Below are 26,717 nucleotides of genomic sequence, written 5' to 3'. Positions count from 1 at the left end.
CACCGCGTGCCGCACGTCCACCCGACCCGCGACGACCGCGTCGTCGGCGCCGTCAGCGAGGTGGTCGGCGGCCCGGTCGGCGACCACGCCGGCCGGCACCGGTGGTGGACGCCGGCGCGGGTGCTGCTGCTGCTGACCGCCTGCACGTTCGTCCTCGGCATGGTGCAGAAGGCACCGTGCTCGCTGGCGGAGGGCAAGGACCAGCAGTGGGTCTACTCCCACATGTGCTACACCGACCTGCGCCCGCTCTACGTGCCGCGTGGGCTGGCCGAGCTGGCCTGGCCCTACTCCGGCGACGAGGAGACCCGCGACCGCTACGAGGTCATGGAGTACCCGGTCGGCATCGCCTACTGGGCGTACGGCGCCGCGTGGGTGACCCAGGTGCTGGGCGGTGGTCCTGACAGCGACGCCCGCGCGGACCGCCCGGTCGACGACCTGTACGCCGACGAGGAGGTCGACGACGAGCTGTCGATCTTCCTGCTCGTCAACGCCGTCGGGTTCGGGGCGCTCGCGCTGCTGGCGGTCTGGCTGATGTCGCGGGTCAACCCCGGCCGGCCCTGGGACGCGGCCGCCTTCGCGCTGTCACCGACGCTGGTGCTCACCGGCCTCATCAACTGGGACCTGATCGCCGTCGCGCTGGTCGCCGGCGCGTTGTGGGCGTGGGCCCGGGACCGGCCGGTGCTGACCGGCGTCCTGATCGGGCTCGGCACCGCAGCCAAGCTCTACCCGCTGTTCCTGCTCGGCGCGATCCTCATCATCTGCATCCGCCGAGGCCGTTGGGGCGCCTTCGCGCTCGCCACGGTCTGGGCGGCGGTCACCTGGGTCGCGGCGAACCTGCCCGGCTACCTCAGCGGGGCCGAGCAGTGGAAGGTGTTCTGGTCGTTCAACGCCGACCGCGGCGCCGACCTGGGCTCGGTGTGGATGATCATCGACCAGGTGCGCGACCGCGGCGTCGAGGTGGACACCGTGAACACCTGGTCGTGGATCCTCTTCGTCGCCTGGTGCGCGGGCGTGCTCGTGCTCGGCCTGCTCGCGGGCCGGCGTGCCGACCACGTGCCGCGGTTGGCCCAGCTCGGCTACCTGATCGTGGTCGGGTTCCTCATCGTCAACAAGGTCTACTCGCCGCAGTACGTGCTGTGGCTGCTGCCGCTCGCGGTCCTCGCCCGGCCGCGGTGGCGCGACCAGATCATCTGGCAGGCCGGCGAGGTCTTCTACTTCTGCACGATCTGGTGGTACCTCGGCGGCTACCTGCAGCCAGCCGGTGGCGGCGACGTCGGCTTCTACTGGGTCGGCATCTCGGTGCGGGTCGCCTGCGAGCTCTACCTGGCGGCGGTCATCGTGCGCGACATGTTCCGGCCCGACCACGACCCGGTCCCCGCGGACGCCGGGTCAGCCCTCGACGACGATCCGGTCGAAGGCGGTCGCGGTGTAGCGGACCCGCACGTCGATCCGGTCGCCGACGGCCGGCACGCGGGCGCCGTGGGGTAGGAACAGCATCGACGCCTGCATGTGCGGTGGCTCGGCGAAGAGCCGCTGCTTCCCGTCGATGGAGTACGGCGAGCGCACGAACCCGACCGCGTCCAGACCGCCTCGCGCCAGGGTCGCGGCCCGGGCCTTGATCGACTGGTCGCCGGTCGGCGCCTCGAGCCCGATGCCGTGGGCGGTGCCGCCGCTGACGACGAGCAGGTGCCCGGACTTCGGAGCGGTGCGGGCGCGGTAGCCGAAGATGTCGCCGCGGTCGACCGGGTGCACGTCGAGGACGGTGGCCGTCACGCGGAGCGCGCCGCGGTCGCCGAGCCAGAGCTGGGTGCCGATGCGCGGGCGGATCGTGAAGTCGCCGTACTGCTCGCGGAGGGTGGCGAGCTCGCCGTCGGTGAGGTGGCTGACCCACACGCTGGTGATGCCGCAGTCGGCGGCGATCGCGTCGGTCAGCAACCGGTTGACCTCGCCGAGGTGGTTGCCCTGGGCGAGCGGCAGGTGCAGCGCGACGCCCTCGAGGCGGGCGTCGGGGTGGCGGCGCAGCACCTCGCCCGCCTCCCACAGCTCGCGACCGGACATCCCGTGCCGCTGCATGCTGGTGGTGCGCTCGAGCACCACGCGGGAGCCCGGCACCGCGCCGAGCAGCTGCTCGAGGTCAACCAGCCGGCTGACGGTGTGGATCACCCGGCCGGTCAGGCCGGGGTCGAGCGGTTCGACGAACGGTCGCCACGGCGTCAGCACGAGGATCTCGCCGTCCCACCGGGAGGCGACCTCGGCCACCTCGTCGTACGTGCCGACGGCGATGGTCGTCACGTCGTGCCCGCGGTCGCGCAGCCACTGCGCCTTGCGGGCCAGCCGCCCGAGCGTGAAGCCGTAGCCGTTGCCCTTGGCCACCGGCACGATGCCGGGGTTGGCGCCGGCGACGCTCCCGAGGTGGGCCCGCCAGCGCGGGCCGTCGACGGTCAGGGTCAGGCTCATCGCCGCGCCAGGTAGATCTGGAACGCCTTGTAGAGCGCCCGGTTGATCGGCAGGTCCCACTCGCCGGCGTACTCGACCGCCTCGCCGCCGGTGCCGACCTTGAACTGGATCAGCCCGACGTGGGAGTCGTCGGCGTCGAGGGTGTCGGTGATGCCGCGCAGGTCGTAGACGGTCGCGCCGGCGGCGAGCGCGTCGCGCATCATCGCCCACTGCACGGCGTTGGACCCGCGCACCTCCCGCTTCTCGGTGGAGGAGGCGCCGTAGGAGTACCAGGAGTGCCGGCCGACCCGCACCGCGAGCGTCGCGGCGACCAGGTCACCCTGGTGCCGGGCCAGCCACACCTTGAGCCGGTCGGGCTCGTCGGCGTTGAGGGCGTCGTACATGACCTCGAAGTAGCGCAGCGGCCGCGGCGTGAAGTGGTCGCGCTCGGCCGTGTGGACGTAGAGGTCGTGGAACGCCTTGAGGTCCGACGCGGTCCCGACCGAGACCTCGACGCCCTCCTTGTCGGCCTTCTTGATGTTGCGGCGCCAGAGCTGGTTCATGCCCTTGAGGAGCGACTCCTCGGTGTGCGGCTCGAGCTCGGCGGTCGAGCTTGTCGAGACCCGCACCAGCGGAACCTGGTAGACGAACTGCGGCTGTCCGGCCGCGAAGCCGCCCTCGGCCGACTGCTGCCGCCAGCCGAGCTCGTGCAGCTGGGCGACCACGCGGGCGCCCGCGGCGGACCGGTCGAGGGGCGGCACCTGGCCGAGGCGTCGTACCTCGGGGTCGGCGATGCCCTCCTTGATCTGGGCCGCGGACCAGCGGCGGGTGACGACCGGAGGCCCGATCCGTACGGCGAACGCCCCCTGCTTCCTCACGTGGCGCACCATCGGGTCGAGCCAGTCCCCGAGCCGGTCGGTCGACCAGTCGATCACCGGCCCCTCGGGCAGGTAGGCGAGGTAGCGCTTGAGCTTGGGGAGCTGCCGGTAGAGCACAAGCGCGGCGCCGACGATCCGGTCCTGGTCGTCGACCCACGCCAGGTGCTCGGCCCGCCACTCGGCCTTCACCTTCGCCCAGCCGGGCGTCTGCAGGAAGCTCGTGGAGGGGAGGGTGGCGAGGTAGTCGCGGTGCTCGTCCGGGGAGATCACGCGCAGGCTCGGCATGCTTCGAGCGTATCGGTGTGGGTACCGCCTGCTCATGACCGCACCACAACCGCTGAGCTTCTGGCTCAGGACCCTGGACACCCAGCTGCAGAACGAGTTCGCGCAGGCCGCCGCCGATGCGGGCATCGACCCCGGTCAGTGGCAGGTGCTGACCCGGCTCCGGACCGGCGCGGTCGCCGACGACGTGCTCGTCGACGGGCTGGCCCCGTTCGTGCCGCCCGACGACACCGTCGAGAACGTCGTGCAGCAGGCGATGAAGGACGGCCTCGTCGAGCACCAGGCCAACGAGTACCGCCTCACCGACCAGGGCCTCGACCGGGCCGCGCAGGTCGAGGAGCAGACCCTCGGCGGCCTCGACGACCGTGCCTTCGCCGGCGTCTCGCCCGAGGAGCGCGAGCAGCTGCTCGTCACCCTCGAGCGGGTCGCGACCAACCTGGGCTGGCAGCCGGCCTAGAACGTCGTTCCCTGGTCGTCGAGTAGCCGGCTTTGGTCGTCGAGTAGCCGGCTTTGGTCGTCGAGTAGCCGGCTGTTGGTCGTCGAGTAGTCCGAGCGCGCTAGCGCGAGGACGTATCGAGACGCCGTGCCGTTGGTCGTCGAGTAGTCCGAGCGCGCTGGCGCGAGGACGTATCGAGACGCCGAGCTGTTGGTCGTCGAGTAGTCCGAGCGCGCTGGCGCGAGGGCGTATCGAGACGCCGAGCTGTTGGTCGTCGAGTAGTCCGAGCGCGCTAGCGCGAGGACGTATCGAGACGCTCGCGGAGCCACGCGAAGTCGGCCACGTGCGCCTCGGCCGGCCCCGGCGTCTCGCAGACGACCGGGGCACCGGCGTCGCGCACGACGGCGGCGAGCAGGTCGGGGTCGATCTGGCCGTGGCCGAAGTTCGTGTGCCGGTCGGCGCCGGAGTCGAAGGCGTCGCGGCTGTCGTTGCAGTGCACCAGGTCGATCCGGCCGGTGATCTTGAGGACGTCCTCGACGACGGTCTTCAGCGGGTTGCCGCCGGCGTGGGCGTGACAGGTGTCGAGGCAGAACCCGACCATGTCCGCACCCTCGGCCGCGCCGATCGCGTCCCAGACGCCGGCGATCCGCTCGAGGTAGCGGGTCATCGCGTTGGTGCCGCCGGCGGTGTTCTCGATGAGCAGCGGGACCTTGATGTCGGTCGCCTCGACCGCCTTGCGCCAGTTGTCGAAGCCCTTGGCCGGGTCGTCGTCGTCCTGCACGTGGCCGCCGTGGACGATCAGCCCCTTGGCGCCGATCTCCGCGGCCGCGTCCATGTGCTGCTGGAGGAGCTTGCGGCTCGGGATCCGCTGGCGGTTGTTGGTGGTGGCGACGTTGATGAGGTACGGCGCGTGCACGTACAGGTCGACACCGGCCGCCTCCGCATCGGCACGCAGGGCCTCCGGCCCGCCCTCGTAGGCGAGCACCGGGCCCTTGTAGGACTGGGGGTTGCCGAGGAAGAACTGCACCAGCGGCGCGTTGCGCGCTTTCGCCTCGGCGATCGGGTCGGTCTGCTCGACGTGCGCGCCGATCCGGATGGTGTCGCTCATGTCGTCCACCCTAGGCACCGCCGCCGACGTCACCGAGCGGTGGTCGTCGAGGCGCGGCGGAGGTGGCGTCGTACGGCGCGTGCCTCGAGCGGGCCGAGGTCCGCGAGCACGGCGGCCAGCCCGGCCAGCTGCTCGAGCGCGGTGAGCGCGGAGGATGCCCCGGCGGCGTCGACGCCGTCGTAGAGCTCGAGCCCGACGAACGAGGCGGCGACCGCGCGGGCGAGCCCGGTGACGTCGACGAGGTCGGCAATGGCGGTGTCGGCGAGCAGCCGACCCAGGACCGACTCGACCTCGGCGATCCACAGGCCGAGCCCGGTGGCGACGGCTGCGGCGAGGGGCCCGTGCGACGGCGCGCCCGCGAGCAGCTGCCCGAGCAGCGCGACGTGGCCGGCTGCCCGTTCGGTCTCGTGCAGCCGCCGGGCCACGGTGACGAGCTCGGGGAGGGAGGCGACCTCGGCGATCGCCTCCCGGTTCGCCTCGACCCGCTGCCGGGCGCCGTGCTCGCAGGCCGCGACGAGCAGGTCGTCGATCGACCCGAAGTGGTAGAAGACCAGCGCCTGGTTGACCCCCGCCTCGGCGGCGATGGTCCGAGCCGAAGCCTTCGCGATGCCCTGCTCCGCCACCACCGTCAGGGTCGCTGCGAGCAGCCGGTCCTTCGTCGAGCTCTCCGCCACCCGTCCCCCTCTACTTGAGCGATCGCTCAAGGATAGGGCATGATTGTGTTTGAGCGATCGCTCAAACGACGCTGGGAGGCGGAGATGTCGAGGTCGAGAGCCACGCCGAGTCCGGGGGAGTACCTCCTCGCCTACTTCGCCAGCATCGGGTGCTTCGCGATCTGCTTCGCGATCGTGGTCACGGCGACCACCCATCCGTTCGACCCGGTGATCGCGGCTGCCGCCGTCGTGGTCGCGACGACGTACACCGCGATGTGCTCGATCCCGTTCGCAATCGTCGGCATCCCGCTGGTGCACCTGCTGGGGCGGCGGGTCGAGAGCCAGGGTGCCCAGGTGGTGATCACCGGGGGCGTGACGGTCGCCGTCGTCGGCGCCGGAGTCGCGTTCCTCACCGACTCCTCGGACCTGGGCTTCTCGATCGGTGCCGCGACCGCACTCGCGACCATGGCCGGTCGGGCGGCGGTGATCCCGCTCGTCCGTCGTCCGGTCAACCACCACCCGTGGGAGGTCCCTCATCGGTGATGTCACGAGGGCGGCGGCGAGGCGGCGCGAGGATTCGGCGCGCGCCGTACCTCGTTGTTAGCCTGTCTCGTCGCGCTGCTCCCACCCGGGGAGGTGCGCACGTGCAGAGCCCTCCTGTCACGGAGAGTCCGTGACCGCCCAGTCCAGAGGAGGTGGAGACCGCTTTGCGTCCCTACGAAGTCATGGTCATCCTCGACCCCAGCCTTGACGAGCGCACGGTCGAGCCGTCGCTCGACAAGTACCTCAACGTCGTCCGCAAGGACGGCGGCACCGTCGACAACGTCGACATCTGGGGCCGTCGTCGGATGGCGTACGAGATCAAGAAGAACGCCGAGGGCATCTACGCCGTCATCAACCTGACGGCCACGCCCGCGACGGTCGCGGAGTTCGACCGGCAGCTCGGCCTCAACGAGGCCATCCTGCGCACGAAGGTCCTGCGTCCCGGTTCGTGACCCGGAGCGACGCGCGACTTGTGGACGAGACCTACCCAATGTCGGACGGTCGCGACACGATGAGCCGTCGTACTCCTCATCACCGAACTCAGACACGCTAAGGGAGACCTGAAATGGCAGGCGAGACCGTCATCACCGTCGTCGGCAACCTCGTCGACGACCCGGAGCTGCGCTTCACCCCGTCGGGTGCGGCCGTGGCCAACTTCCGGATCGCGTCGACGCCGCGCACCTTCGACCGCCAGACCAACGAGTGGAAGGACGGCGACGCGCTGTTCCTCTCCTGCTCGGTGTGGCGGCAGGCCGCCGAGAACGTCGCGGAGTCCCTGCAGAAGGGGATGCGCGTCGTCGTCCAGGGCCGGTTGAAGTCGCGGCAGTACGAGACGCGCGAAGGTGAGAAGCGCACGGTCTTCGAGATCGAGGTCGAGGAAGTCGGCCCGTCCCTGAAGTACGCCACGGCCAAGGTCACCCGCGCCGCCCGCTCCGGTGGGGGCGGCTACAGCAACCAGGGCGGCGGCCAGGGTGGCGGCGGCTACGGCGGCGGCGCTCCGGCGTCCGACCCGTGGGCCTCGTCGCCCGGCGGCGGGTCATCCGCGCAGGGTGGCGGCGCACCCGCACAGGGCGGTGCCCCCGCCGGCGACCCGTGGGGTGCGCCGGGCGTGGGCGGCGGCAACGACGAACCGCCGTTTTAGGCGCCCGATGCCGAGCCTGCGAGGCGTTGGAAGCAGCGGCAAGATCGAGTAGCGGCGCGGCTGAGGAACGAGGCCGCGACCCGCGTATCGAGATCAGTAGATCCACTCTCGAGAAACACCAACCAACAACCATTCCGACCCCGTTCGACTGACGCGGTCGGGCTCTGAGGAGGAGCACCACAATGGCTAAGGCAGTCATCCGCAAGCCGAAGAAGAAGGTTTGCCAGTTCTGCAAGGAGAAGGCGACCGGTGTCGACTACAAGGACACCGCCCTGCTCCGGAAGTTCATCTCCGACCGCGGCAAGATCCGCGCGCGGCGTGTGACCGGCAACTGCGTCCAGCACCAGCGCGACGTCGCCATCGCGGTCAAGAACGCCCGCGAGATGGCGCTGCTGCCCTACACGGCCAGCGGCCGCTGATCGCTCGTCGGTAGAGAAGGAGAGAGCCAACAATGAAGATCATCCTGACCCAGGAGGTCGACGGTCTCGGCGCTGCCGGTGACGTGATCGAGGTCAAGGACGGCTACGGCCGCAACTACCTGCTGCCGCAGGGCCTCGCGATCCGGTGGACCAAGGGCGCCCAGTCCCAGGCCGACGCGATCAAGTCGGCCCGCAGCGCCCGCGCGGTCCGCGACGAGGCGCACGCCGCCGAGATCAAGGCCAAGCTCGAGCAGGGCCCGGTCGACGTCAAGGTCAAGGCCGGCCAGGGCGGCCGCCTCTTCGGCGCCGTCACCGTCGGCGACGTCGCCGACGCGCTCGGCGAGGTGACCGGTGAGTCGATCGACAAGCGGACCATCGTGCTCGCCAACCCGATCAAGACCCTCGGTGCCCACCAGGTCTCGATCAAGCTGCACGACGAGGTCTCCGCGGCGGTCGCGCTCAACGTGATCCCCGCCTGACGCTCCCAGCGCACACGCACGGCCGGCCCCTCGGGGCCGGCCGTTCGTCGTTGCGAGCACGGCGGTCGGGCATGATCGGGGGCATGCGTCCGTCCTCGGGTCAGGCCCTCGTCGTGCTCCTCCTGCTCGCCGCACCGGCACTCGCCTCGTGCGGTGACAGCGACAACACCACCGACGACGCCGCCCCACCGCCGTCCTCGTCACCGTCGGACCCCGAGTCGGGCGGGAGCCCTTCGGCACCCGAGACGTCCGGAACCTCGGAGAGCAGCGGGACGACGGACGCGACGTCGGGCGGTACGGCGCTGCCCGCCGCGTGCGAGGTGATCACTGCCGAGGAGGTGGGCGCCGCCTTCGCGGTCTCCTTCGGTCCGGGCTCGCCCGGCGGCGGTGGCACCTCGGAGGGCGACCTGGAGTGGCAGAGCGAGGACTGCAGCTTCGAGGCCGAGGACCTGCTCGAGGTCGAGCTCGCCCTGACCGCGCCCGAGGACTTCACCGCAGGTGAGTTCCAGTGTCCGAAGCCGACCGCGATCGCGTCGACCGTCACCCCCGTCGAGGGGCTGCCGGCACCGGCCACCCAGGCGTGGTGGGACCGCGACGATGCGCCCCCGCTGGAGGCGACGCTGCGGGTGTGCACCGACGCCTACAACTTCGAGGTCCAGCTCGAGTACGAGGACGGGGTGGACTTCCAGGGTGACCCGCAGCAGCAGGCCACCGCCCTTGCCGGAGTCGTGCTCGCGAACCTGGGTTAGCCGGGCTGGTCCGGCTCGGTCTGCTCGGCGGGCCGGGCCCCTGCCCACTCCTTGCTGCCGTAGACCAGGAACAGGACGACCAGCACCAGCTGGACGGCCTGGGCGGCGGCCTCCCCGGCCTCGCCGACGCCGTCGAGCCCGCCGCCGAACGCGAGCGGCGGGGCGATCAGCACGAACAGCAGGGCCAGCGCCGAGAGGTTGAAGCCGACGGCGGCCACGGTCGCCCGGTGCTTCAGCGCGGCGGAGCTCAGCTCGTAGGAGAGCACCGCGAAGAACGCGAACCGCGGCACGTCGGCGGCCCAGCCCAGGGAGGGGTCGGTGGCGACCCAGCGGGCCGCAGCGGGTACGACGAGCGCCGCCGAGATCACGAAGGCGGTCGCGCCGAGGAAGCGGAGGACGCCGAGCCGTCGCTGCTCGAGCGACCCGCCGAGGCCGAGCAGCCCGATGAGCGCGAACAGCCAGCCGAGCGGGTCGGGCAGCGGGTCGAAGACGTCGGGATCGGGGTCGGTCGGGCCGAGGGCGATCAGGACCAGTCCGAACGCGACGGCGTAGAGCGGCTTCACCGGGCCGCCCCGGTCACCAGCCAGCGGTCGCCGGCGGCCCTGCGGGTGAGCGTGAGGTACCGCCCGCCCATGAAGACCACGCCGAACACCGCCCAGAGCCAGGGCAGGCCACCGCCGACCCAGTCGTCGGCGATCACGGCGGCACCCAGCACGAGCGGAGCGTAGCCGCAGAGAACGGCCAGGCCGGCCCAGGCCAGGTAGGCGCCGTCCCCCGCGCCGATCAGCACGCCGTCGAGCACGAACACCACGCCGGCGACCGGCTGCGCGAGGGCCGCGACGAGGAGGACGGGGACGAGCGCGCGTCGTACGTCGTCGTCGCTGGTGAACAGGATGCCGAGCACCGGGCTGGCCGCGGCCAGGGCGAGGCCGGTGACGACGCCGCTCACGACGCCCCAGCCGACCATCCGCCGAGTGACGGCGCGCGCGGCGTCGACGTCGCCGGCGCCGAGGTGGCGACCGGTGATGGCCTGGGCGGCGATGGCGATCGCGTCGAGCGCGAACGCGAGGAATCCCCAGATCGTCATCGCGAGCTGGTGGGTCGCGATCGGCACCGCCTCGTCGCTCGTCGCGTCGGCGGTGAGCACGACGGCGTAGGTCGTGACGAGCAGCGACGCGCGGAGGGTGAGGGTGCGCACCAGGAGCGGTACCCCGGCTCGACCGGCGGAGCGGATGCCGGGCGCGTCGGGGCGCAGCGACGCGCCCTCGCGGCGGGCGGCGGCGACCACGACCAGGACGAGGGCCGCGGCCGAGCCGACCTGGGCGAGGACCGACCCGAGCGCCGAGCCGGCGATGTCGAGGCGGGGGACCGGCCCCACGCCGTACACGAGGAGGACGTTGAGCACCAGGTTGGCCACGTTGCCGAGCACGGCGACGACCAGCGGGGTGCGGGTGTCCTGCAGCCCGCGGAGGACCCCGGTCGCCGCGAGCATCAGCAGCAGCGGGGTGACGCCGAGCAGGGCGACGCGGAGGTAGGTCTCGGCCTCGTGGGCGACCGCGGCCCCGGGGCCGAACGCCGCGACCATGGGGTCGGTGAGGAGGATGCCGACGACGGTGACCGGCACGCCGATGAGGACTGCGAGCCAGAGCCCGTCGACGCCCTGCGCGAGGGCGGCGGCGCGCCGGCCGGCGCCCAGCTGGCGGGCGACGCCAGCCGTCGTGCCGTAGGCGAGGAACACGCACAGGCCGACCAGGGTCTGGAGCACGGTCGCCGCGATCCCGAGGCCGGCCAGCTCCTCGGTGCCGAGGTGGCCGACCACGGCAGCGTCGCCGAGCAGGAACAGCGGCTCGGCCACCAGCGCGAGGAACGCGGGAACCGCGAGGCGCCGGATCTCCCGGTCGTCGGCGGTCAGCCGCCATCGACTCAGCCGGCGCAATGTCGACCTCTCGACTGTGGATAAATGCCGTGGAGCGCGGATCGTACGTGGTCTAGTCGGCTACCGCCAGATGACGGACAGGTGAACGAGATCGGCGACGTACTTTTTCGGTTCCACAGCTGGGTATCCGCGTTTCCGCAGGTCAGGCGGGGGTCCGTTGTCCCATTTGGCACCAGATCCACAGTTTCCTCCCCAGCCCGTGCACACGGCTCTTGCGTGTCGTCCACGTCCCGCCGGTGGTTATCCCCAGGTTGTCCCAGAGGCTGTTGATAGGCCACTGGCCAAGGGCTCCACCGGTGCGTAGGTTCGCTCTCCGAGTCTCGCGCACGCTCCGCCTCGCGGTGTCGGCGCACCCCGGTCCCAGGGGTTGCGTCGGACCCCGGCGGCAGCCTGCCCGGCACGACGCACAGCGCACGGTTGGCCTGCAGATCAGCGGACGAAGGGGGAAGTCGCGTGAGCCTCGCGGAGGTGCCGCCGCCGGACGACGAGTGGGGCGACGGACCGGCGCCGTACGCTCCGGGCGACGCGCCGTCCGGGGGACGTACGCCGCCGCAGGACATCGCAGCGGAGCAGTCCGTGCTCGGCGCGATGATGATCTCCAAGGACGCCATCGCCGACGTGACGGAGACGCTGCGCGGCCAGGACTTCTACCGGCCGGCGCACGAGTCGATCCACGACGCGATCATCGACCTCTTCGGCCGCGGCGAGCCCGCGGACATGATCACCGTCGCCGGCGAGCTCCAGCGGCGCGGCGAGCTGGCGAAGATCGGCGGCGCGCCGTACCTCCACACCCTGGCGGCCAACGTCCCGATCGCCGCCAACGCCGGCTTCTACGCCGAGATCGTCCGCGAGAAGGCGATCCTGCGTCGCCTCGTCGACGCCGGCACCAAGATCGTGCAGATCGGGTACGCCGGCGAGGGCGAGGTCGACCACATCGTCGACGCCGCCCAGGCCGAGGTCTACGGCGTCACCGACCGCCGCAAGGCCGAGGACTACGCGCCGCTCAGCGACATCATGGACAGCGTCCTCGACGAGATCGAGGCGATCGAGAACCGCGAGGCGGGGATCTACGGCGTCCCCACCGGCTTCGCCGACCTCGACGAGCTCACCAACGGTCTTCACGCCGGGCAGATGATCGTCGTCGCGGCGCGCCCGGCCATGGGGAAGTCGACGCTGGCTCTCGACCTCTGCCGGGCTGCTTCGATCCACAACAACCTGACCAGCGCCTTCTTCAGCCTGGAGATGACGCGGTCGGAGATCACGATGCGTCTGCTCTCGGCCGAGGGACGCATCCCGCTCAACCACATCCGCAACGGCAAGATGTCGACGGAGGAGTGGGACCGGCTGGCGCGTCACGTCGCCAAGATCTCCTCGGCGCCGATGTTCATCGACGACAGCCCGAACATGACGATGATGGAGATCCGGGCCAAGGCGCGGCGGCTCAAGCAGCGTCACGACCTCAAGCTGATGGTCATCGACTACCTCCAGCTGATGACGTCCGGCCGCAAGGTCGAGTCCCGCCAGCTCGAGGTCTCGGAGTTCTCCCGCCAGATCAAGCTGCTCGCCAAGGAGCTCGAGGTCCCCGTCATCGCGCTCTCGCAGCTCAACCGTGGTCCCGAGCAGCGTGCCGACAAACGTCCGATGATGAGTGACCTTCGCGAGTCGGGCAGCATCGAGCAGGACGCCGACATGGTGATCCTGCTGCACCGCGACGACGTCTTCGAGAAGGAGTCGACCCGCCCCGGCGAGGCGGACCTGATCGTCGCCAAGCACCGCAACGGCGCCACCCGTGACATCGTCGTGGCGTTCCAGGGTCACTACTCGCGCTTCGTCGACATGGCCCACTGACCTCAGCAGCGCTGTCGGCGGCGGGGCCGAGGCGAGCAGGGCGACCTCGATCAACCGATGGACAGGCCGGATCGACCGGCCGGGCACCGATGCGTGGCGTTCCTCGCGACTACGCGTCGACCGCGTCGGCGGACTCCCGGACGCGCCGCGGCCACCAGAACCGGTCGTCCAGCTCCCAGGCCAGGGCCGGCACGAGCACGGTGCGGACCAGCAGGGTGTCCAGCAGGACGCCGAGGCAGATGATCGCGCCGAGCTGGGCGAGCACCACGAGCGGGAGGACGCCGAGCACGAGGAACACCGCGGCCAGCACCACACCGGCGCTGGTGATCACGCCGCCGGTCGCCGTCAACGCTCGAAGCATGCCCTCGCGGGTGCCGTGCTCGGCGGCCTCCTGGCGGGCGCGGGTGACGAGGAAGATGTTGTAGTCGACGCCGAGCGCGACGAGGAACAAGAAGGCCAGCAGCGGCACCCCCGAGTCGAGCGCGTCGAAGCCGAGGGGCCCGGTGAAGACCCACCAGGACGCGCCGAGGCTGGCGAGGTACGTCGCGACGACCGTGGCGACCAGCAGCAGCGGTGCCACCAGCGCCCGCAGGAGCAGGAACAACGCGCCGAGCACGAGCAACAGGATCAGGGGCAGGATCACCGTCCGGTCGCGGGCGGCGCCGTCCGCCTCGTCGATCGCCTCGGCTTCGGTGCCCGTGACGTGGGTGTCGTCGTAGTCCGACAGCGCCGTGCGCAGGTCCTCGATCGTCGCCTTGGCCTCCTCGGATCCGGGGCTCGCCTCGAGCACCGCGTCGACCTGGGTGATCCCGTTGCCGGTAGCGGACACCCGGGCACTCGCCACGCCGGCGGTCTCCTCGACGGTCGCCAGGACGGCGCGCCCGTCGTCGCGGGTCAGCACCTGGGTGGGGTCGGTCAGGCCGGCGGGGAACGACTCGGCGAGCCGCTCGGCCGCGGCGATCGCCTCGGGCTTGTCGAGGAACTGTTCGGCCTGGTCGAGCCCGAGGTCGATACGGACGACCCCCACGCTCAGCACGGCGAGCAGGAGCACCGAGCCGGCGACGAAACCACGCGGGCTGCGCGAGACACGGGTGCCGACGCGATGCCAGAAGGAGTCGGTCTCGACCAGAGCGGGCTCGCCGAGGTGAGGGACCCGCGGCCAGAACACCCAGCGCCCGAAGAGCACCAGTCCCGCGGGCAGCACGACCAGCGCGAAGCCCGCCGCGATGACGACGCCGATGGCGCAGGCCAGGCCCAGTCCGCGGGTGGTGGGGATCAGCGAGAGGAGCAGCGTCAGCAGGCCGAGCACGACCGTGGCCGCACTGGCAAGGATCGCCTCGGCGGTACGGGAGACCGCGATCCGCATCGCGTCGTACCGCGACTCGTGCGATCGCAGCTCGTCGCGATAGCGGGCGATGAGCAGCAGGGCGTAGTCGGTGCCCGCACCGAACACCAGCACCGACAAGATCCCCACCGTGGAGGCGTCCCAGGAGAAGTCGAGGGCGGCCATCGCCTGCGTCGCCAGCACGGCGGCGACCCGGTCGGCGGCGCCGACGACCAGCAGCGGGACCAGCCAGAGGATCGGGCTGCGGTAGGTCACCACCAGCAGCAGTGCCACCACCAGCGCCGTCGCCAGCAGCAGGTTGGTGTCGGCGCCGTCGAAGACGGCGGCGAGATCGGCCTGCACCGCGGCCGGTCCGGTGACCTGGACCGAGACACCGTCAGGTGTCGCCGCGACGAGCTCGTCGCGGAGGTCGCCGACGAGGTCGGCGGTCTCCTCGGCGCCCGACGTCGCGAGCGGTACGACGGCCAGCGCCGCCGTGCCATCCTCGGCTGTCGAGACCGGACCCTGCCGGCCGCCGACCGCACCGGAGGAGTCAGCGACCCGGGTCAGCTCCTGCACGGTGCCGCGATCGAGGGTGCCGGAGTCGGTGGCCCAGAGCACGACGGCGGCGCTGGTGGAGTCCTCCGGCAGTGCGTCGAGGAGCTCGGCGCCCTCGGTGCTGTCCAGGCCGGCGGGCAGGCTGTCGGTCGGGCGGGCGTCGTGCTCGGCCTCGCCGAGCACCCCGATGACGAGGCCGCTGAGCAGCAGGCCGAGCAGAACGACGACCGGGGCGGTGTGGCGTCGAGCCGGAGCCGTCAGGAGTGACATCATGTTAGAGAGATTAGTAACTAAGTTGGTGAAACAAAATGTCGGATCCGAAGGACGAGTGGAGCCAGACGCCTAGCTTGACCGCGCTCCGTGCCGCGGTCGGTGCCGCGGCGCGTGTGCGTCCGGTGGTCGCCCATGCAGCGCGACTGAGCAGCTCGGAGCTGGTCGCGTTGGAGCACTTGACGGCTGGCCCCACCGGGCCCGCCGAGCTCGCCCGGCTGCTCGACGTCAGCACCGCCGCCTCGACGGGCATCGTGGACCGCCTCGAGGAGCGCGGTCACGTCGCGAGGGTCGCCGATCCGAGCGACCGGCGCCGGGTGAGCGTGCAGATCACTGAGTCCGGACGCGCCGAGGTCGTGAGCCTGCTGCTGCCGATGTTCTCGGCCCTGCAGCGGCTCGACGCGGAGTTCGACGAGGAGGAGCGCGAGATCGTCGCGCGCTACCTGCGCGGCGCCACCGCCGCCTTCGAGACCGTCGCCGGTCCGACCCCGGTGCGCCGCGACGTGTGAAGGGGCCGAGGCCTGACTGGAACGACTCTCGTTTACTGGACCCGTGACGAGCAAGCAGCCGATCAAGCCCGGACCAGGCCAGGAGTCCTGCTGGGACTACCCCCGCCCGCCCGCGCTCGAGGTGTCCCAGGAGAACGTCGAGGTGGTCCTCGGCGGCGAGGTGGTCGCCCGTACGACGCGCTCGTGGCGGGTCCTCGAGACCAGCCACCCGCCGACGTACTACCTGCCGCGCGAGGCGTTCGTCCCCGGCTCGCTCCGGGAGGCGGAGGGCGCATCGTTCTGCGAGTGGAAGGGCACTGCGTCGTACCTCGACGTGATCGGCGGCGGGAAGGTCGCCCCCCGCGCCGCGTGGACCTATCTCCGCCCGTCGCCGCGCTTCGCCGACATCGCCGGCGCGGTGTCGGTGATGCCGGGGCAGGTCGACCGGTGTCTGGTCGACGGCGAGGAGGTCCAGCCGCAGGCCGGCGGCTTCTACGGCGGGTGGATCACCTCGCGCGTCGTCGGTCCGTTCAAGGGCGAGTCCGGCACCTGGGGCTGGTGAGGGGGCCGCGACCTAGGCTGAGGTCGTGTACCTCGAGAACGTCGTGTTCGACGCCGTCGACCCACGAGCGCTCGGCCGGTTCTGGGAGGCCGCGCTCGGCACCGAGCAGCTGACCGACGAGCCGGCCGGTTACGAGACCCGGCTGGCGGTGCCCGGCGGACCCACCCTCGACCTCTGCTTCCAGCGGGTGGAGGAGAAGCCGGAGGGCCCGGAGCGCCTCCACCTGGAGTACGACGACCGGGCCGGTGAGCTGCGTGCCCTGCGCCTCGAGAGTGCCGATCCCGGGCGGGACCGGGAGTTCTGGGCCTGGCTGACCGGGTGGGTGCCGGCCGAGGGCGGGCTGACCGCCCTCCGGCACGCGTCGGGCCGCGGCCCGCTGCTCGAGCTGCACCCCGAGAAGGAGCCCAAGGGACCCGGCAAGAACCGGATCCACCTCGACGTCCGGCTCGAGGCGGGCGAGGACGCCGACGCGGTCGAGCGCGCGATCGACGAACGCGGCGGCCGCCGCGAGCACCACCCGGAGTGGGGCGAGCTGCCGTGGCGCACCTACACCGACCCGTCGGGCAACGAGTTCTGCGTGCTGCGGGCCTACCCGACCTCTTCCTGAAGAGCGCTCCGCTCGCGCTCAGCCACCGAAGTGCCGGACCAACCGCCGGTGCCGATGAGCGAACAGGTGCCGCACGACGGGCTCCAGAAGGCCGGCGAGGAAGCGGATCCGCGGCTCGAACCCGATGGTGTCGGTCACCTCGGTCCGCCCGTCGTCGAGCCGGCGCAGCTCGCGGCGGTGCTCCCAGCGGCGCATCGACAGCATCGTCGACACCTCCTGGAAGTGGGAGCCCGGCTCGAGCTCGGTCAGTGTCAACCGGTCGTAGTCGAGCGGCAGGAAGCCCAGGTAGAAGATCCACACCCTGCCGAGCGACGCGCCGACCGGCACGTTCGCGACGGTGGTGCCGCGGTGGGCGCGCGGTACCCGCATCCGCATCAGCGGCATCAGCTCCTCGTTGATGCCGGCGAAGTCCGTGATCCGCTCCCACACCATGTCGGTGCCGGCGGCGACCACGGAGGTCTGCTGGAAGGTCCTGAACGCCATGACCCATTTCACCGCACGTTAGTTTGTGGACCATGCAACAGGTGAAGGCCGTCGTCGCCCGCGCCAAGGGCGCCCCCGTCGAGATCGCGACCATCAACGTCCCGGACCCCGGGCCCGGCGAGGCCGTGGTGAAGGTGCTGACCTGCGGGGTCTGCCACACCGACCTGCACTACCGCGAGGGCGGCATCAACGACGACTTCCCGTTCCTGCTCGGCCACGAGGCTTCCGGCATCGTGGAGTCCGTCGGCCCCGACGTCACCGGCGTCGCGCCCGGCGACTTCGTGATCCTCAACTGGCGAGCGGTGTGTGGCCAGTGCCGCGCCTGCAAGCGCGGCGACCTCCAGTACTGCTTCGCCACCCACAACGCCACGCAGAAGATGACGCTCGAGGACGGCACCGAGCTCTCCCCGGCACTCGGCATCGGAGCGTTCGCCGAGAAGACGCTCGTCGCCGCCGGCCAGTGCACCAAGGTCGATCCAGAGGCGCGACCGGCCGCGGTCGGCCTCCTGGGCTGCGGGGTGATGGCCGGCATCGGCGCGGCGATCAACACCGGCGGCGTCACCCGCGGCCGCAGCATCGCGGTCATCGGCTGCGGCGGCGTCGGCGTCGCCGCCATCGCCGGCGCCGCGCTGGCCGGCGCCAGCCCGATCATCGCCGTCGACATCGACGCCAAGAAGCTCGAGCAGGCCCGCGCGATCGGCGCGACCCACACCATCGACTCCTCGACGACCGACCCGGTCGAGGAGATCAAGCGCATCTGCGCGGAGACGTACGACGGCGCCGACGGCGCCGACGTGGTCGTCGAGGCCGTCGGGCGCCCGGAGACCTGGAAGCAGGCGTTCTACGCGCGCGACCTGGCAGGCACGCTGGTCCTCGTCGGCGTACCGACCCCCGACATGGTGGTGCCCGACATCCCGCTCATCGACGTGTTCGGGCGCGGTGGTGCGCTGAAGTCGAGCTGGTACGGCGACTGCCTGCCCACCCGCGACTTCCCGCTGCTCGTCGACCTCTACCGCCAGGGGAGGCTCGACCTCGACGCGTTCGTGACCGAGGAGATCGGGCTCGGCGACATCGAGGCCGCCTTCGAACGCATGCACCACGGCGACGTGCTGCGCTCGGTGGTCGTCCTCTGATGACCGACCACGGACTGCGCATCGACCACGCCGTCTCCAGCGGCACCTTCTCCCTCGACGGCGAGACCTTCGAGGTCGACAACAACATCTGGGTGGTCGGCGACGACAACGAGTGCATCGTCATCGACGCCCCGCACTCCGTCGACGACATCCTCGCCGTGGTGGGCGACCGCAAGGTGAGGGCGATCGTGTGCACCCACGCCCACGACGACCACGTCCGCGTGGCACCGGCGCTGCGCGAGCGGGTGGCCGCGCCGATCCTGCTGCATCCCGACGACAGGCCGTTGTGGGAGCTCGCCCACGGCGGGCCTGACGACGTCGACGCCTACCTGTGGGACGTCGACCTCGCCGACAGCATGCCGATCGAGGTCGCCGGCACGACGCTGACCGTGCTGCACACGCCCGGCCACGCCCCGGGCGCGGTCTGCCTCTCCGCGCCCGACCTCGGCTGCGTGTTCACCGGCGACACCCTGTTCCAGGGCGGGCCGGGCGCGACCGGGCGCTCCTACAGCGACCGCTCCACGCTCGAGCAGTCGATCCGCGCGAAGCTGTTCGCCCTGCCCGACGACACCGTGGTGCACACCGGCCACGGCGACGACACCACCATCGGTGCGGAGCGCGCCGGACTCTAGCGCAGGCCAGTAGAACGTGTTCTACTTCCGGCATGATCACGACAGTCGTTTGGGGCACGGGCAACGTCGGCCGTGCCGCGATCCGGGCGGTGCACGCCCACCCCGCGCTCGAGCTGACCGCGGTCGTCGTCCGCAACCCCGACCTGGTCGGTCGCGACGCCGGTGAGATCGCCGGCATGGCCGGACCGACCGGGGTGGCCGCGACCGACGACCTCGACGCCGTCCTCGCCACCGGGCCGCAGGCCCTCGTCTACGCGGTCACCGGCGACGGCCGCGACGCCGAGGCGTTCGCCGACGTGCTGCGTGCCGTCGGTGCGGGCTGCGTCGTCGTGACGCCCTCGCTCTACCCGCTCTACGACCCGCGCAACGCGCCGGCCGAGATGATCGACCCGCTGAAGGAGGCGGTCGCCGCCGGCGGCGGCGCGTTCTTCGGCAGCGGCGTCGACCCGGGCTGGGGCAACGACATCCTTCCCGCACTGCTCACCGGCGTCGGCACTGCGATCGACGAGGTGCGCTGCCAGGAGATCTTCGACTACTCGACGTACGACGCCGAGGACTCGGTCCGCTACCTCGTCGGCATGGGCCAGCCCATGGACTACGAGCCGCTGATGACCGCACCCACCGTGCCGACGATGGTGTGGGGCGGGCAGGTCCGGATGATCGCCCGCGCGCTCGGGGTCGAGCTCGACGAGATCCGCGAGTCCGTCGTCCGCGAGCCGCTGACCGAGACGGTGACGACCGCGGCGATGGGCGCCTTCGAGACCGGCACCCAGGGCGGTGTCCGGTTCGAGGTGCAGGGCATCGTCGGCGGCGAGCCGCGGATCGTCATCGAGCACGTCACCCGCATCCACCCGTCGGCCGCACCGAACTGGCCGCAGGCCCCCAACGGCGTCGGTGCCCACCGCGTGATCATCGAGGGCCGGCCCCGGATCGAGGTCACGCTCGAGGCGACCGACGAGGGCGGCAACCCCGCCGCGGGTGGCAACGCGACCGCGGTCGGCCGGCTGGTCAACGCGATCGACTGGCTGGTCGAGGCCGGCCCCGGCGTCTACGACGCGTTCGACGTACCCCTCCGCCCCGCGGCCGGCCGGCTCGGCGCCGTCGCGCCCGAGCTCGCCGAGGTGACCGCATGACGCTCCGCATCGACCTGCCCGAGGACAAGGACCCGATCGGCTACGTCTGGGGCGAGCTGGTCCCCGGCATCGGCGTCGCCGCGTCCGGCTTCTCGCTCGCCGTCTACGAGCACACCACGCTCGGGCTGCGCGAGTTCGAGGCCGCCCGGCTGCGGATCGCGCAGATCAACGGCTGTGTCTTCTGCCTGGACTGGCGCACCGACCGCGACGGCGAGAAGGTCGAGGACCGCTTCCTCGACGCCGTCGAGGAGTGGCGCACCACCGCGGCGTTCGACGAGCGCACCCGGCTGGCAGCGGAGTACGCCGAGCGCTACGCCCTCGACCACCACGGGCTCGACGACGGGTTCTGGCAGCGGATGAAGGCGGCCTACACCGACCGGGAGATCGTCGAGCTCAGCATGTGCATCGGCTCCTGGCTGGCCTTCGGCCGGCTCAACCACGTGCTCGGGATCGACGGCGTCTGCGTGCTGCCGAGTGCCGCTTCTCGCTGACTCTTGACTCGGATAAGTCCTGTCGCAGTAAACTGCGATAGCACTTATCCACGTTAGGAGCATGAGCATGAGGATCGTCATCTTCGGAGCAGGCCTGATCGGCAGCCAGCTCGCCACCCATCTGGCAGCAGCCGGGCACGACGTCACGGCGTTGGGCCGCGAGGACGGGATCGACACCACGACCGGCGCAGGCGTCGCGGAGGCGGTCGCCGGTGCCGAGGTGGTGGTCGACCTGACCAACTCGCCGTCCTGGGCGGACGACGACGTGCTCGCGTTCTTCCGGGACTCGACCCGGCACCTGTTGGCGGCGGAGGAGACGGCCGGTGTCGGCCACCACGTGATCCTCTCGATCGTCGGTGCCGACCGGCTCACCGACGCCGGCTACATGCGCGGCAAGCTGGCCCAGGAGGCGGGCGTCGAGGAGGGCGCCGTGCCCTACACGATCGTCAGGTCGACGCAGTTCTTCGAGTTCGTTCCCGGCATCGCCGACGCCTCGACCAGCGAGGGTGTCGTCCGCGCGACCCCCGGGCGGCTCCAGCCGATCGCGTCGCGGGACGTCGTCGCCCACCTCGCCGAGGTCGTGACGGGGCCCGCGGTCAAGGGCACCGTGGAGATCGCCGGGCCCGAGGCGATCGGCATCGACGAGCTGGTCCGCCGCTACTTCGCCGCGAAGGGCGACGAGCGCACGGTGGTCACTGATCCTGCTGCCGGGTACTTCGGCGCCCGGCTCGACGACACCGCCCTCACGCCGACCTCGGGCGCAGACCTCTGGACCGCACCGACGACCTTCGACGAGTGGCTCCGCGGGTAGCCTTCGCGCGGTGAGGATGTCGGCGGGGGTCGAGTGGGCGGTGCACTGCTGCGTGGTGCTCAGCCAGGCCGAGCACCCGGTGCCGAGCTCGCGACTGGCCTCGCTGCACGGCGTGTCCAAGACCTACCTGGCCAAGCACCTGCAGGCCCTCGCCCGCGCGGGCATCGCCCGTCCGACCGAGGGTCGCGACGGCGGCTACGTCCTGATGCGCCCACCCGAGCAGATCTCGGTGCTCGACGTGGTCCAGGCGATCGACGGCCCGGAGCCGGCGTTCCGGTGCACGGAGATCCGCCAGCAGGGCGAGCTCGCCGCCCCTCCGGAGCAGTGCCGGAAGATCTGCGGGGTCGCGAAGGTGATGGCCGATGCCGAGCGGGCATGGCGCACCTCGCTGTCGGCGACGTCGATCGCCGATCTCGCCGGGTCGTTCGACACCAGCGGGATGCGCCGCGTGCTCCGCAGCTGAGCCGGATCGAGCCGGATCGAGCAGGAATCGAGAAGCACCCGGGGCCACGCCGGACCTAGCGTCGAGGACATGAACTCCATCGACACCCTCACCCTCGAGGTGGCCGACGTCGAGTCGGCCCGCGCCTTCTACGACGCCGCCTTCGGCGCCCTCCCGATCGAGCTCCGTGCCTCCGACTCGGCCACCAGCGGCTTCCGCGGTTACTCGGTCTCCCTCGTCGTCTCCCAGCCCCGACACGTCCGCGCCGTCTTCGACGCGGCCGTCGCGGCCGGTGCCACCGTCCTCAAGCCGGTCACCAGGTCGTTGTGGGGCGTCGGTGCCGTCGTCCAGGCGCCGGACGGCACCATCTGGAAGGCCGTCACCCAGTCCAAGAAGGACACGTCGCCTGCCACCGGTCGTCCGGAGGTCGACGAGGTCGTGCTGCTCCTCGGGGTGGGCGACGTCAAGGCCAGCAAGGCGTTCTACGTCGACAAGGGGCTGACGGTCGGCAAGAGCTTCGGTGGCAAGTACGCCGAGTTCGAGGCCCCCGCCGGTTCGGTCAAGCTCGCGCTCTACCCGCGCAAGGCCGCGGCCAAGGACGCTGGCGTGCCGGCCGACGGGTCGGGATCGCACCGGCTCGCGATCCGCAGCGGCGCCGGCAGCTTCACCGACCCGGACGGCTACGCCTGGGAGAGCGTCGAGGCCCGGCAGGACGCCTGAGCATGTGCCGGGTCGGGCGTCCCTACCCTGGGCTCATGAGCAGGTGGGACGACGGCACCGACGGCGTGGTCGAGCTGCCCGACGGGCGGTGCGTCCGCGGCACCGGCGCACGACGCCCGCGCGGCGACGTCCCGGCTCCCGAGCACGCCGTCTACCTGCTCGGCCGCGACCCGCAGGTCACCGGCTGGCCGAACCGGTGGGTGCGCTGGCCGGACTTCCGGCTGCCGTCCTCGACCGACGACGCGGTGGCCGCCCTCCGGGACGCGCATGCCCGTGCCGGGACCGAGCGGGTCGAGCTCGCCTGCGCCGGCGGCCGCGGCCGCACCGGCACCGCCCTGTCCGTGCTCGCCGTGCTCAGCGGCGTCGCCCCGGAGGATGCCGTCGCGTGGGTCCGCGAGCACTACCACCCGAAGGCGGTGGAGACCCGGGCGCAGCGGCGCTGGGTCGAGCGGGTCGGCGACCTACTCCTGGACTGAGCTGCTGGTCCCCAGCAGCGTGTGCAGCGCCTGCCGCCCGATCTCGATCGCGGTGCGGATCGCCTCGGCGTCGCGCGAGAGGCGGGTGACGTCCGGCGCCCCCAGCGGCGGTCGCAGCTGAGCGAGGTGCGGGATGCCCGCCGAGAGCTGCCGGTCGTCGTCGGCGTAGGTGTGGTGCCGGACGTCGTAGCTGCGCCGCGCGCCGCGTGCGAAGGCCAGGAAGTACGGCGCCAGCACGACCCCCTCGCCCCTGGTCGGGACCAGCCGCTGGTCCTCGCGGCGGGTGCGGAGGACGAGCACATGGGTCGCGCCTCCGGCGAGCGCCGACCGGTAGGGGACCGCTTCCGACAGCCCGCCGTCGACCCAGCTGCGACCGCCCAGGCGGACCGGGCGGCCGCTGAGCAGCGGCAGGCACGCGCTGGCGCGCAGTGCGGTCTGAAGGGTGCGCCGGTCGTGGATCAGCGGGGCCAGGTCCGTCGCCAGGCCGGAGCGGGCGTCGGTCGCGACGGGGTGGAACGAGATCGGGTTGGCGAGGATCGCGTCGAAGTCCATCGGCGTCACCTGCTCGTAGACGTGCTCGACGAGCACCCGCAGGTCGATCATCACGCCGCCGCGCAGCATCCGGCGGGCGTCGGTGACACCGGCGGCAGCCACCTCGTCCCACGCCCAGGACGGCAACCACCGCTGGGCTTCGCCGGTGAGCAGCCAGGCCGCGTTGAGCGCGCCGCCCGACGTCCCGTAGACCGCGTCGAAGCAACCGGTGAGCCCGGCCTCGTCCAGCCCGAGCGCCATCCCCGCGGAGTAGGCGGACCGGTTGCCGCCACCCTCGATCGCGAGCGCGACGCGGTAGCCGTCCTGGCGCGCGCCGGCGACGCTGCCGCTCTCACGGCGCGTCGCCAGCACCTCGAGGACGGAGGGGAGCCCGCTCACCCCCACGACTGTGCCACTCCGGACGTCGTCCGGCAGCCGATCACCGAACTAAGCAGCCGGCCGCTCGAGTCCCGGGGCCAGCAGCGGCCGGGCCAGCTCCCAGACGTCCTCGCCGATCGGTGCCGGTCGCAGCGTCTGTCCGTCGAGGTTGACGACGACCCGGCGGCCCTCGGCGTGCCGGACGCCGTGGTCGGTCGAGAGCACCTCGAACCCGTAGGTGACGCTGGTGCGACCGGCCCGCTCCACCCACACGTGGACGTCGACCTCGCAGATGCCGACGACCGGCTGGTGGTAGGTCATCGTCAGCTCCCGGATGACGAACACCTGCTCGCTCGGATCGAGCTCCCAGCCCACGCCGGACCAGAAGTCGATGACCGCGTTGTCGAAGAGGACGGCGTAACGAGCGTGGTAGAGCATCCCGTAGCCGTCGAGGTCGTCGAGGTAGATCCGCTTGCGGACGACGACACCGGTGCTGGTGTCGATGGTGCTGGTCGTGGCGTCGGCGGTCCCGGCCATGGTGGCTCCTCAAGAAATACGTTCGATCGGTCGTGTAGACCGTCAGCGTACGACCGATCGGTCGTTTACGTCCAGTCGTGCGTATAGTTGCGACCATGACCACCCCGACCCCCGCCCCCACCGCCGCGACGGACGGCCGCCGCGCCCGCGGCGATGCCACCCGGCGCCGGGTGGCGCGCGAGGCCTCGATGATCGCGACCGTCAGCGGGCTCGACTCGATCACGGTCGGCGGGCTGTCGGAGCGCACCGGCGTCAGCAAGAGCGGGATCCTCACCGTCTTCGGCAGCCGCGAGGCGATCCAGGTAGCCGCGGTCGCGGAGGCCCGGCGGATCTACCGCGAGGTCGTCATCGCGCCGGTGTGGGACCAGGAGCCCGGCGCCCCGCGGCTGCGCGCCCTGCTGGAGTCGTGGGTCGACTACCTGCGGGCCGGGGTCTTCCCCGGCGGCTGCTTCATCGCCGCGACCGCGGTCGAGTACGGCCACCGCACGGGCCCCGTCGCGGAGGCCGTACGTCGCCTCAAGCGCGAGTGGCTCGACCTGCTCGAGGCCGACCTGGTCACGGCCGGTTCGGCCAGCCCCGAGGACGACGCCTTCCGGATCGACGCCTACCTGACCGCCGGCAACACCCAGGACCAGCTGGCCGGCGACGAGACCTGGGCCGGCACCGACCGTGCGGTCCGACTGGCGCTCGCCGTCATCCCGGACTGAGCGCCACGGCAGAATGCCGGGCGTGAGCGACGAGAGCCCGGCCGACGGGCTGACCGAGGTCCTGGCCCGGCGGTTCCTGACCACCGATGCCGCGCGGCCGGAGAAGGTCGAGCGGTGGCACGCCCGGGGCCGCCGTACATCCCGGGAGAACATCGCGGACCTGGTGGACGCGGGCTCGTTCGTCGAGTACGGCCGGTTCGTCACCGCCGCCCAGGAGTCCCGCCGCGAGCTGGCCGACCTGGTCGTGGAGTCGCCGGCGGACGGCATCATCGGCGGCACGGCCACGATCGACGGAGCGCCGGTCGCGGTGCTGTCCTACGACTACCTGGTGATGGCCGGCACCCAGGGCATGCGCGGTCACCGCAAGTCGGACCGGCTCATCGAGCTGGCTGGGCGGATGCGGCTGCCGACGGTGTTCTTCACCGAGGGCGGCGGCGGTCGCCCCGGCGACACCGACATCCCCCTGGTCTCCGCGCTCGACGTCGGCTCGTTCGCGCTGTGGGGCGAGCTGGCCGGCGTGGTGCCCCGGATCGCCGTCGTGTCCGGTCGCTGCTTCGCGGGCAACGCGGTGCTCGCCGGGTCCGCCGACCTCCGGATCGCGACCCCTGAGGCGAACCTCGGCATGGCCGGACCCGCCATGATCGCCGGCGGCGGGCTCGGCGAGGTCGCCGCCGAGGAGATCGGACCGGTGTCGGACCAGGCCGCCAACGGCGTGCTCGACGTCGTCGTCGACGACGAGGAGGAGGCCGTTGCGACCGTACGGCGCGTGCTGGGCTACCTCCGCGGGCCCGCGGACCAGGGTCCGGCCGACGACCAGGCGGCGCTGCGCACGATGCTCCCGGAAAACGACCGCGAGGCGTTCGACGTGCGTCCGCTGGTGGAGGCCCTCGCCGACCACGACAGCGTCACCTGGCTGCGCGCCGACTGGGCGCCCGAGCTGGTCACCGCGTTCGCGCGGATCGACCGCGTGCCCGTCGGCCTGCTCGCCAACCAGTCGACGCACTCCGCCGGCGCGCTGACGAGCGAGGCGTCGGCGAAGGCCGCCGACTTCCTCGACCTCTGCGAGCAGTGGCGGCTCCCGGTCGTCTCGCTCGTCGACACCCCCGGCTTCATGGTCGGTCCCGAGGCCGAGCGCGGCGGCTTGGTGCGCCACGCGTCGCGGATGGTCAACGCCGGCGCCCGCCTCACCGTCCCCCTCGTCGGCGTCGTGCTGCGCCGCGGCTACGGCCTCGGCGCTCAGGCGATGCTCGGCGGCAGCACGCACCGGCCACTGCTGACCGTGGCCTGGCCGGGCGCCCACCTCGGCCCGATGGGTCTCGAGGGCGCAGTCCGGCTCGGGCTGGCGAAGGAGCTCGCCGCGATGCCGGAGGACGAGCGCGAGGCCGCCGTGGCCGAGCACACGGCGGCGCTCCGCAACCACGCGAAGGCCCTCAACGCAGCGCGGGTCTTCGAGATCGACGACGTCATCGACCCCGCCGAGACCCGGACCGTCGTCGCCGCGACGATCCGCCGCGCGCAGGCCTGAC

32 protein-coding genes are annotated in these 26,717 nt (G+C 71.9%); 22 read left to right on the top strand and 10 right to left on the bottom strand.

The window, feature by feature from the left end; genetic code table 11:
• The first annotated feature begins 6 nt into the window (after nt 1-6).
• Nucleotides 7-1,488, top strand: a complete 1,482-nt coding sequence (locus DJ010_RS12440) for a glycosyltransferase family 87 protein (protein WP_109694165.1) — start codon at nt 7-9, stop codon at nt 1,486-1,488.
• Here the strand turns inward: DJ010_RS12440 and DJ010_RS12435 are convergent.
• Nucleotides 1,390-2,457 carry an alanine racemase gene (locus DJ010_RS12435; RefSeq protein ID WP_109694163.1) on the bottom strand — a complete coding sequence of 356 codons (1,068 nt, stop codon included), beginning with the start codon at nt 2,455-2,457 and terminating at the stop codon, nt 1,390-1,392. The genes DJ010_RS12440 and DJ010_RS12435 overlap by 99 nt on opposite strands.
• Complete coding sequence (locus DJ010_RS12430) at nt 2,454-3,599, bottom strand: lipid II:glycine glycyltransferase FemX (protein WP_109694161.1); 1,146 nt, start codon at nt 3,597-3,599, stop codon at nt 2,454-2,456. Before DJ010_RS12430 ends, DJ010_RS12435 begins: the two co-directional genes overlap by 4 nt.
• Nucleotides 3,600-3,633: 34 nt before the next feature.
• On the opposite strand from DJ010_RS12430, the gene DJ010_RS12425 reads away from it, so the two are divergent.
• On the top strand, nt 3,634-4,053 hold the full coding sequence (locus tag DJ010_RS12425; RefSeq protein WP_109694159.1) for a MarR family winged helix-turn-helix transcriptional regulator: 420 nt from the start codon (nt 3,634-3,636) through the stop codon (nt 4,051-4,053).
• A 271-nt stretch (nt 4,054-4,324) separates the two neighbouring features.
• Here the strand turns inward: DJ010_RS12425 and DJ010_RS12420 are convergent, their stop codons facing one another.
• Nucleotides 4,325-5,140: a deoxyribonuclease IV gene (locus DJ010_RS12420; protein ID WP_109694507.1), complete on the bottom strand. Its 816-nt coding sequence runs from the start codon at nt 5,138-5,140 to the stop codon at nt 4,325-4,327.
• A gap of 29 nt (nt 5,141-5,169) precedes the next feature.
• The gene (locus DJ010_RS12415) at nt 5,170-5,814 is read right to left on the bottom strand and encodes a TetR/AcrR family transcriptional regulator (RefSeq protein WP_245927504.1); all 645 of its coding nucleotides are present in this window, start codon (nt 5,812-5,814) and stop codon (nt 5,170-5,172) included.
• An 84-nt stretch (nt 5,815-5,898) separates the two neighbouring features.
• Here DJ010_RS12415 and DJ010_RS12410 point away from each other — a divergent pair, with 84 nt between their 5' ends.
• From DJ010_RS12410 to DJ010_RS12385, 6 genes are all read left to right on the top strand, one after another.
• Nucleotides 5,899-6,336 carry a hypothetical protein gene (locus DJ010_RS12410; RefSeq protein WP_170124639.1) on the top strand — a complete coding sequence of 146 codons (438 nt, stop codon included), beginning with the start codon at nt 5,899-5,901 and terminating at the stop codon, nt 6,334-6,336.
• 164 nt (nt 6,337-6,500) lie between these two features.
• Entirely contained in the window at nt 6,501-6,788 is a 288-nt protein-coding gene (rpsF, locus tag DJ010_RS12405) for a 30S ribosomal protein S6 (RefSeq protein ID WP_109694505.1), read from the top strand.
• 113 nt (nt 6,789-6,901) lie between these two features.
• A complete protein-coding gene (locus DJ010_RS12400) occupies nt 6,902-7,477 on the top strand; it encodes a single-stranded DNA-binding protein (RefSeq protein WP_109694154.1) in 576 nt (191 codons plus the stop codon).
• Between the two features lie 182 nt (nt 7,478-7,659).
• Complete coding sequence (rpsR, locus tag DJ010_RS12395; RefSeq protein ID WP_109694152.1) at nt 7,660-7,896, top strand: 30S ribosomal protein S18; 237 nt, start codon at nt 7,660-7,662, stop codon at nt 7,894-7,896.
• A gap of 32 nt (nt 7,897-7,928) precedes the next feature.
• On the top strand, nt 7,929-8,375 hold the full coding sequence (gene rplI / locus DJ010_RS12390) for a 50S ribosomal protein L9 (protein ID WP_109694150.1): 447 nt from the start codon (nt 7,929-7,931) through the stop codon (nt 8,373-8,375).
• Between the two features lie 83 nt (nt 8,376-8,458).
• A complete protein-coding gene (locus tag DJ010_RS12385; RefSeq protein ID WP_109694148.1) occupies nt 8,459-9,124 on the top strand; it encodes a hypothetical protein in 666 nt (221 codons plus the stop codon).
• On the opposite strand, the gene DJ010_RS12380 is transcribed toward DJ010_RS12385, so the two are convergent.
• Nucleotides 9,121-9,687, bottom strand: a complete 567-nt coding sequence (locus tag DJ010_RS12380) for a hypothetical protein (protein ID WP_109694146.1) — start codon at nt 9,685-9,687, stop codon at nt 9,121-9,123. The genes DJ010_RS12385 and DJ010_RS12380 overlap by 4 nt on opposite strands.
• Nucleotides 9,684-11,060 (bottom strand): MATE family efflux transporter, encoded by a 1,377-nt coding sequence (locus DJ010_RS12375; RefSeq protein ID WP_245927502.1) that lies wholly within the window; start codon nt 11,058-11,060, stop codon nt 9,684-9,686. The genes DJ010_RS12380 and DJ010_RS12375 overlap by 4 nt, the downstream gene beginning before the upstream one ends.
• Before the next feature lie 453 nt (nt 11,061-11,513).
• Between DJ010_RS12375 and dnaB the strand changes: the two genes are divergently transcribed.
• On the top strand, nt 11,514-12,908 hold the full coding sequence (dnaB, locus tag DJ010_RS12370) for a replicative DNA helicase (RefSeq protein ID WP_109694144.1): 1,395 nt from the start codon (nt 11,514-11,516) through the stop codon (nt 12,906-12,908).
• Between the two features lie 109 nt (nt 12,909-13,017).
• Here dnaB and DJ010_RS12365 read toward each other — a convergent pair whose 3' ends face one another.
• The gene (locus tag DJ010_RS12365; protein ID WP_109694142.1) at nt 13,018-15,063 is read right to left on the bottom strand and encodes an MMPL family transporter; all 2,046 of its coding nucleotides are present in this window, start codon (nt 15,061-15,063) and stop codon (nt 13,018-13,020) included.
• Between the two features lie 74 nt (nt 15,064-15,137).
• Here DJ010_RS12365 and DJ010_RS12360 point away from each other — a divergent pair, with 74 nt between their 5' ends.
• From DJ010_RS12360 to DJ010_RS12350, 3 genes are read left to right on the top strand one after another with little or no spacing between them, the layout of a single operon-like run.
• Nucleotides 15,138-15,569, top strand: a complete 432-nt coding sequence (locus DJ010_RS12360; protein ID WP_245927500.1) for a MarR family transcriptional regulator — start codon at nt 15,138-15,140, stop codon at nt 15,567-15,569.
• A gap of 43 nt (nt 15,570-15,612) precedes the next feature.
• A complete protein-coding gene (locus DJ010_RS12355; protein WP_109694138.1) occupies nt 15,613-16,110 on the top strand; it encodes a DUF427 domain-containing protein in 498 nt (165 codons plus the stop codon).
• Between the two features lie 25 nt (nt 16,111-16,135).
• The gene (locus DJ010_RS12350) at nt 16,136-16,717 is read left to right on the top strand and encodes a VOC family protein (protein ID WP_109694135.1); all 582 of its coding nucleotides are present in this window, start codon (nt 16,136-16,138) and stop codon (nt 16,715-16,717) included.
• Nucleotides 16,718-16,735: 18 nt separating this feature from the next.
• Here the strand turns inward: DJ010_RS12350 and DJ010_RS12345 are convergent, their stop codons facing one another.
• Entirely contained in the window at nt 16,736-17,200 is a 465-nt protein-coding gene (locus DJ010_RS12345; RefSeq protein WP_109694133.1) for an Rv1443c family protein, read from the bottom strand.
• Between the two features lie 32 nt (nt 17,201-17,232).
• Between DJ010_RS12345 and DJ010_RS12340 the strand changes: the two genes are divergently transcribed.
• The 8 genes from DJ010_RS12340 to DJ010_RS12305 all read left to right on the top strand — a co-directional run bounded on the left by DJ010_RS12340 (nt 17,233) and on the right by DJ010_RS12305 (nt 23,038).
• Entirely contained in the window at nt 17,233-18,333 is a 1,101-nt protein-coding gene (locus DJ010_RS12340) for an S-(hydroxymethyl)mycothiol dehydrogenase (RefSeq protein WP_109694130.1), read from the top strand.
• A complete protein-coding gene (locus tag DJ010_RS12335) occupies nt 18,333-18,965 on the top strand; it encodes an MBL fold metallo-hydrolase (RefSeq protein ID WP_109694128.1) in 633 nt (210 codons plus the stop codon). Before DJ010_RS12340 ends, DJ010_RS12335 begins: the two co-directional genes overlap by 1 nt.
• Nucleotides 18,966-18,997: 32 nt before the next feature.
• Nucleotides 18,998-20,098 carry an NAD(P)H-dependent amine dehydrogenase family protein gene (locus DJ010_RS12330; RefSeq protein WP_109694126.1) on the top strand — a complete coding sequence of 367 codons (1,101 nt, stop codon included), beginning with the start codon at nt 18,998-19,000 and terminating at the stop codon, nt 20,096-20,098.
• The gene (locus DJ010_RS12325) at nt 20,095-20,589 is read left to right on the top strand and encodes a carboxymuconolactone decarboxylase family protein (protein ID WP_109694124.1); all 495 of its coding nucleotides are present in this window, start codon (nt 20,095-20,097) and stop codon (nt 20,587-20,589) included. The genes DJ010_RS12330 and DJ010_RS12325 overlap by 4 nt, the downstream gene beginning before the upstream one ends.
• Nucleotides 20,590-20,656: 67 nt before the next feature.
• On the top strand, nt 20,657-21,400 hold the full coding sequence (locus tag DJ010_RS12320) for an SDR family oxidoreductase (protein WP_109694121.1): 744 nt from the start codon (nt 20,657-20,659) through the stop codon (nt 21,398-21,400).
• A 16-nt stretch (nt 21,401-21,416) separates the two neighbouring features.
• Nucleotides 21,417-21,863, top strand: coding sequence for an RrF2 family transcriptional regulator (locus DJ010_RS12315; protein WP_245927534.1), 447 nt, complete (start codon nt 21,417-21,419; stop codon nt 21,861-21,863).
• A gap of 69 nt (nt 21,864-21,932) precedes the next feature.
• Complete coding sequence (locus DJ010_RS12310) at nt 21,933-22,562, top strand: VOC family protein (RefSeq protein ID WP_109694117.1); 630 nt, start codon at nt 21,933-21,935, stop codon at nt 22,560-22,562.
• Between the two features lie 35 nt (nt 22,563-22,597).
• Nucleotides 22,598-23,038, top strand: a complete 441-nt coding sequence (locus DJ010_RS12305; protein ID WP_109694501.1) for a protein-tyrosine phosphatase family protein — start codon at nt 22,598-22,600, stop codon at nt 23,036-23,038.
• Here the strand turns inward: DJ010_RS12305 and DJ010_RS12300 are convergent.
• Both DJ010_RS12300 and DJ010_RS12295 read right to left on the bottom strand, forming a co-directional pair.
• On the bottom strand, nt 23,024-23,968 hold the full coding sequence (locus tag DJ010_RS12300; RefSeq protein ID WP_245927498.1) for a patatin-like phospholipase family protein: 945 nt from the start codon (nt 23,966-23,968) through the stop codon (nt 23,024-23,026). The two genes, DJ010_RS12305 and DJ010_RS12300, sit on opposite strands and share 15 nt — an antisense overlap.
• Before the next feature lie 48 nt (nt 23,969-24,016).
• Nucleotides 24,017-24,484 (bottom strand): acyl-CoA thioesterase, encoded by a 468-nt coding sequence (locus DJ010_RS12295; RefSeq protein ID WP_109694115.1) that lies wholly within the window; start codon nt 24,482-24,484, stop codon nt 24,017-24,019.
• Between the two features lie 95 nt (nt 24,485-24,579).
• Between DJ010_RS12295 and DJ010_RS12290 the strand changes: the two genes are divergently transcribed.
• Both DJ010_RS12290 and DJ010_RS12285 read left to right on the top strand, forming a co-directional pair.
• Nucleotides 24,580-25,191: a TetR/AcrR family transcriptional regulator gene (locus tag DJ010_RS12290; protein ID WP_109694112.1), complete on the top strand. Its 612-nt coding sequence runs from the start codon at nt 24,580-24,582 to the stop codon at nt 25,189-25,191.
• A 22-nt stretch (nt 25,192-25,213) separates the two neighbouring features.
• A complete protein-coding gene (locus DJ010_RS12285) occupies nt 25,214-26,716 on the top strand; it encodes an acyl-CoA carboxylase subunit beta (RefSeq protein WP_109694497.1) in 1,503 nt (500 codons plus the stop codon).
• Nucleotide 26,717: the final 1 nt, after the last annotated feature.

The organism is Nocardioides silvaticus, from assembly GCF_003160695.1.
Taxonomy (GTDB): Bacteria; Actinomycetota; Actinomycetes; order Propionibacteriales; family Nocardioidaceae; genus Nocardioides; species Nocardioides silvaticus.
The sequence above is the reverse complement of the archived record's forward strand: the minus strand, read 5'-3'. Positions and strand labels throughout refer to the sequence as shown.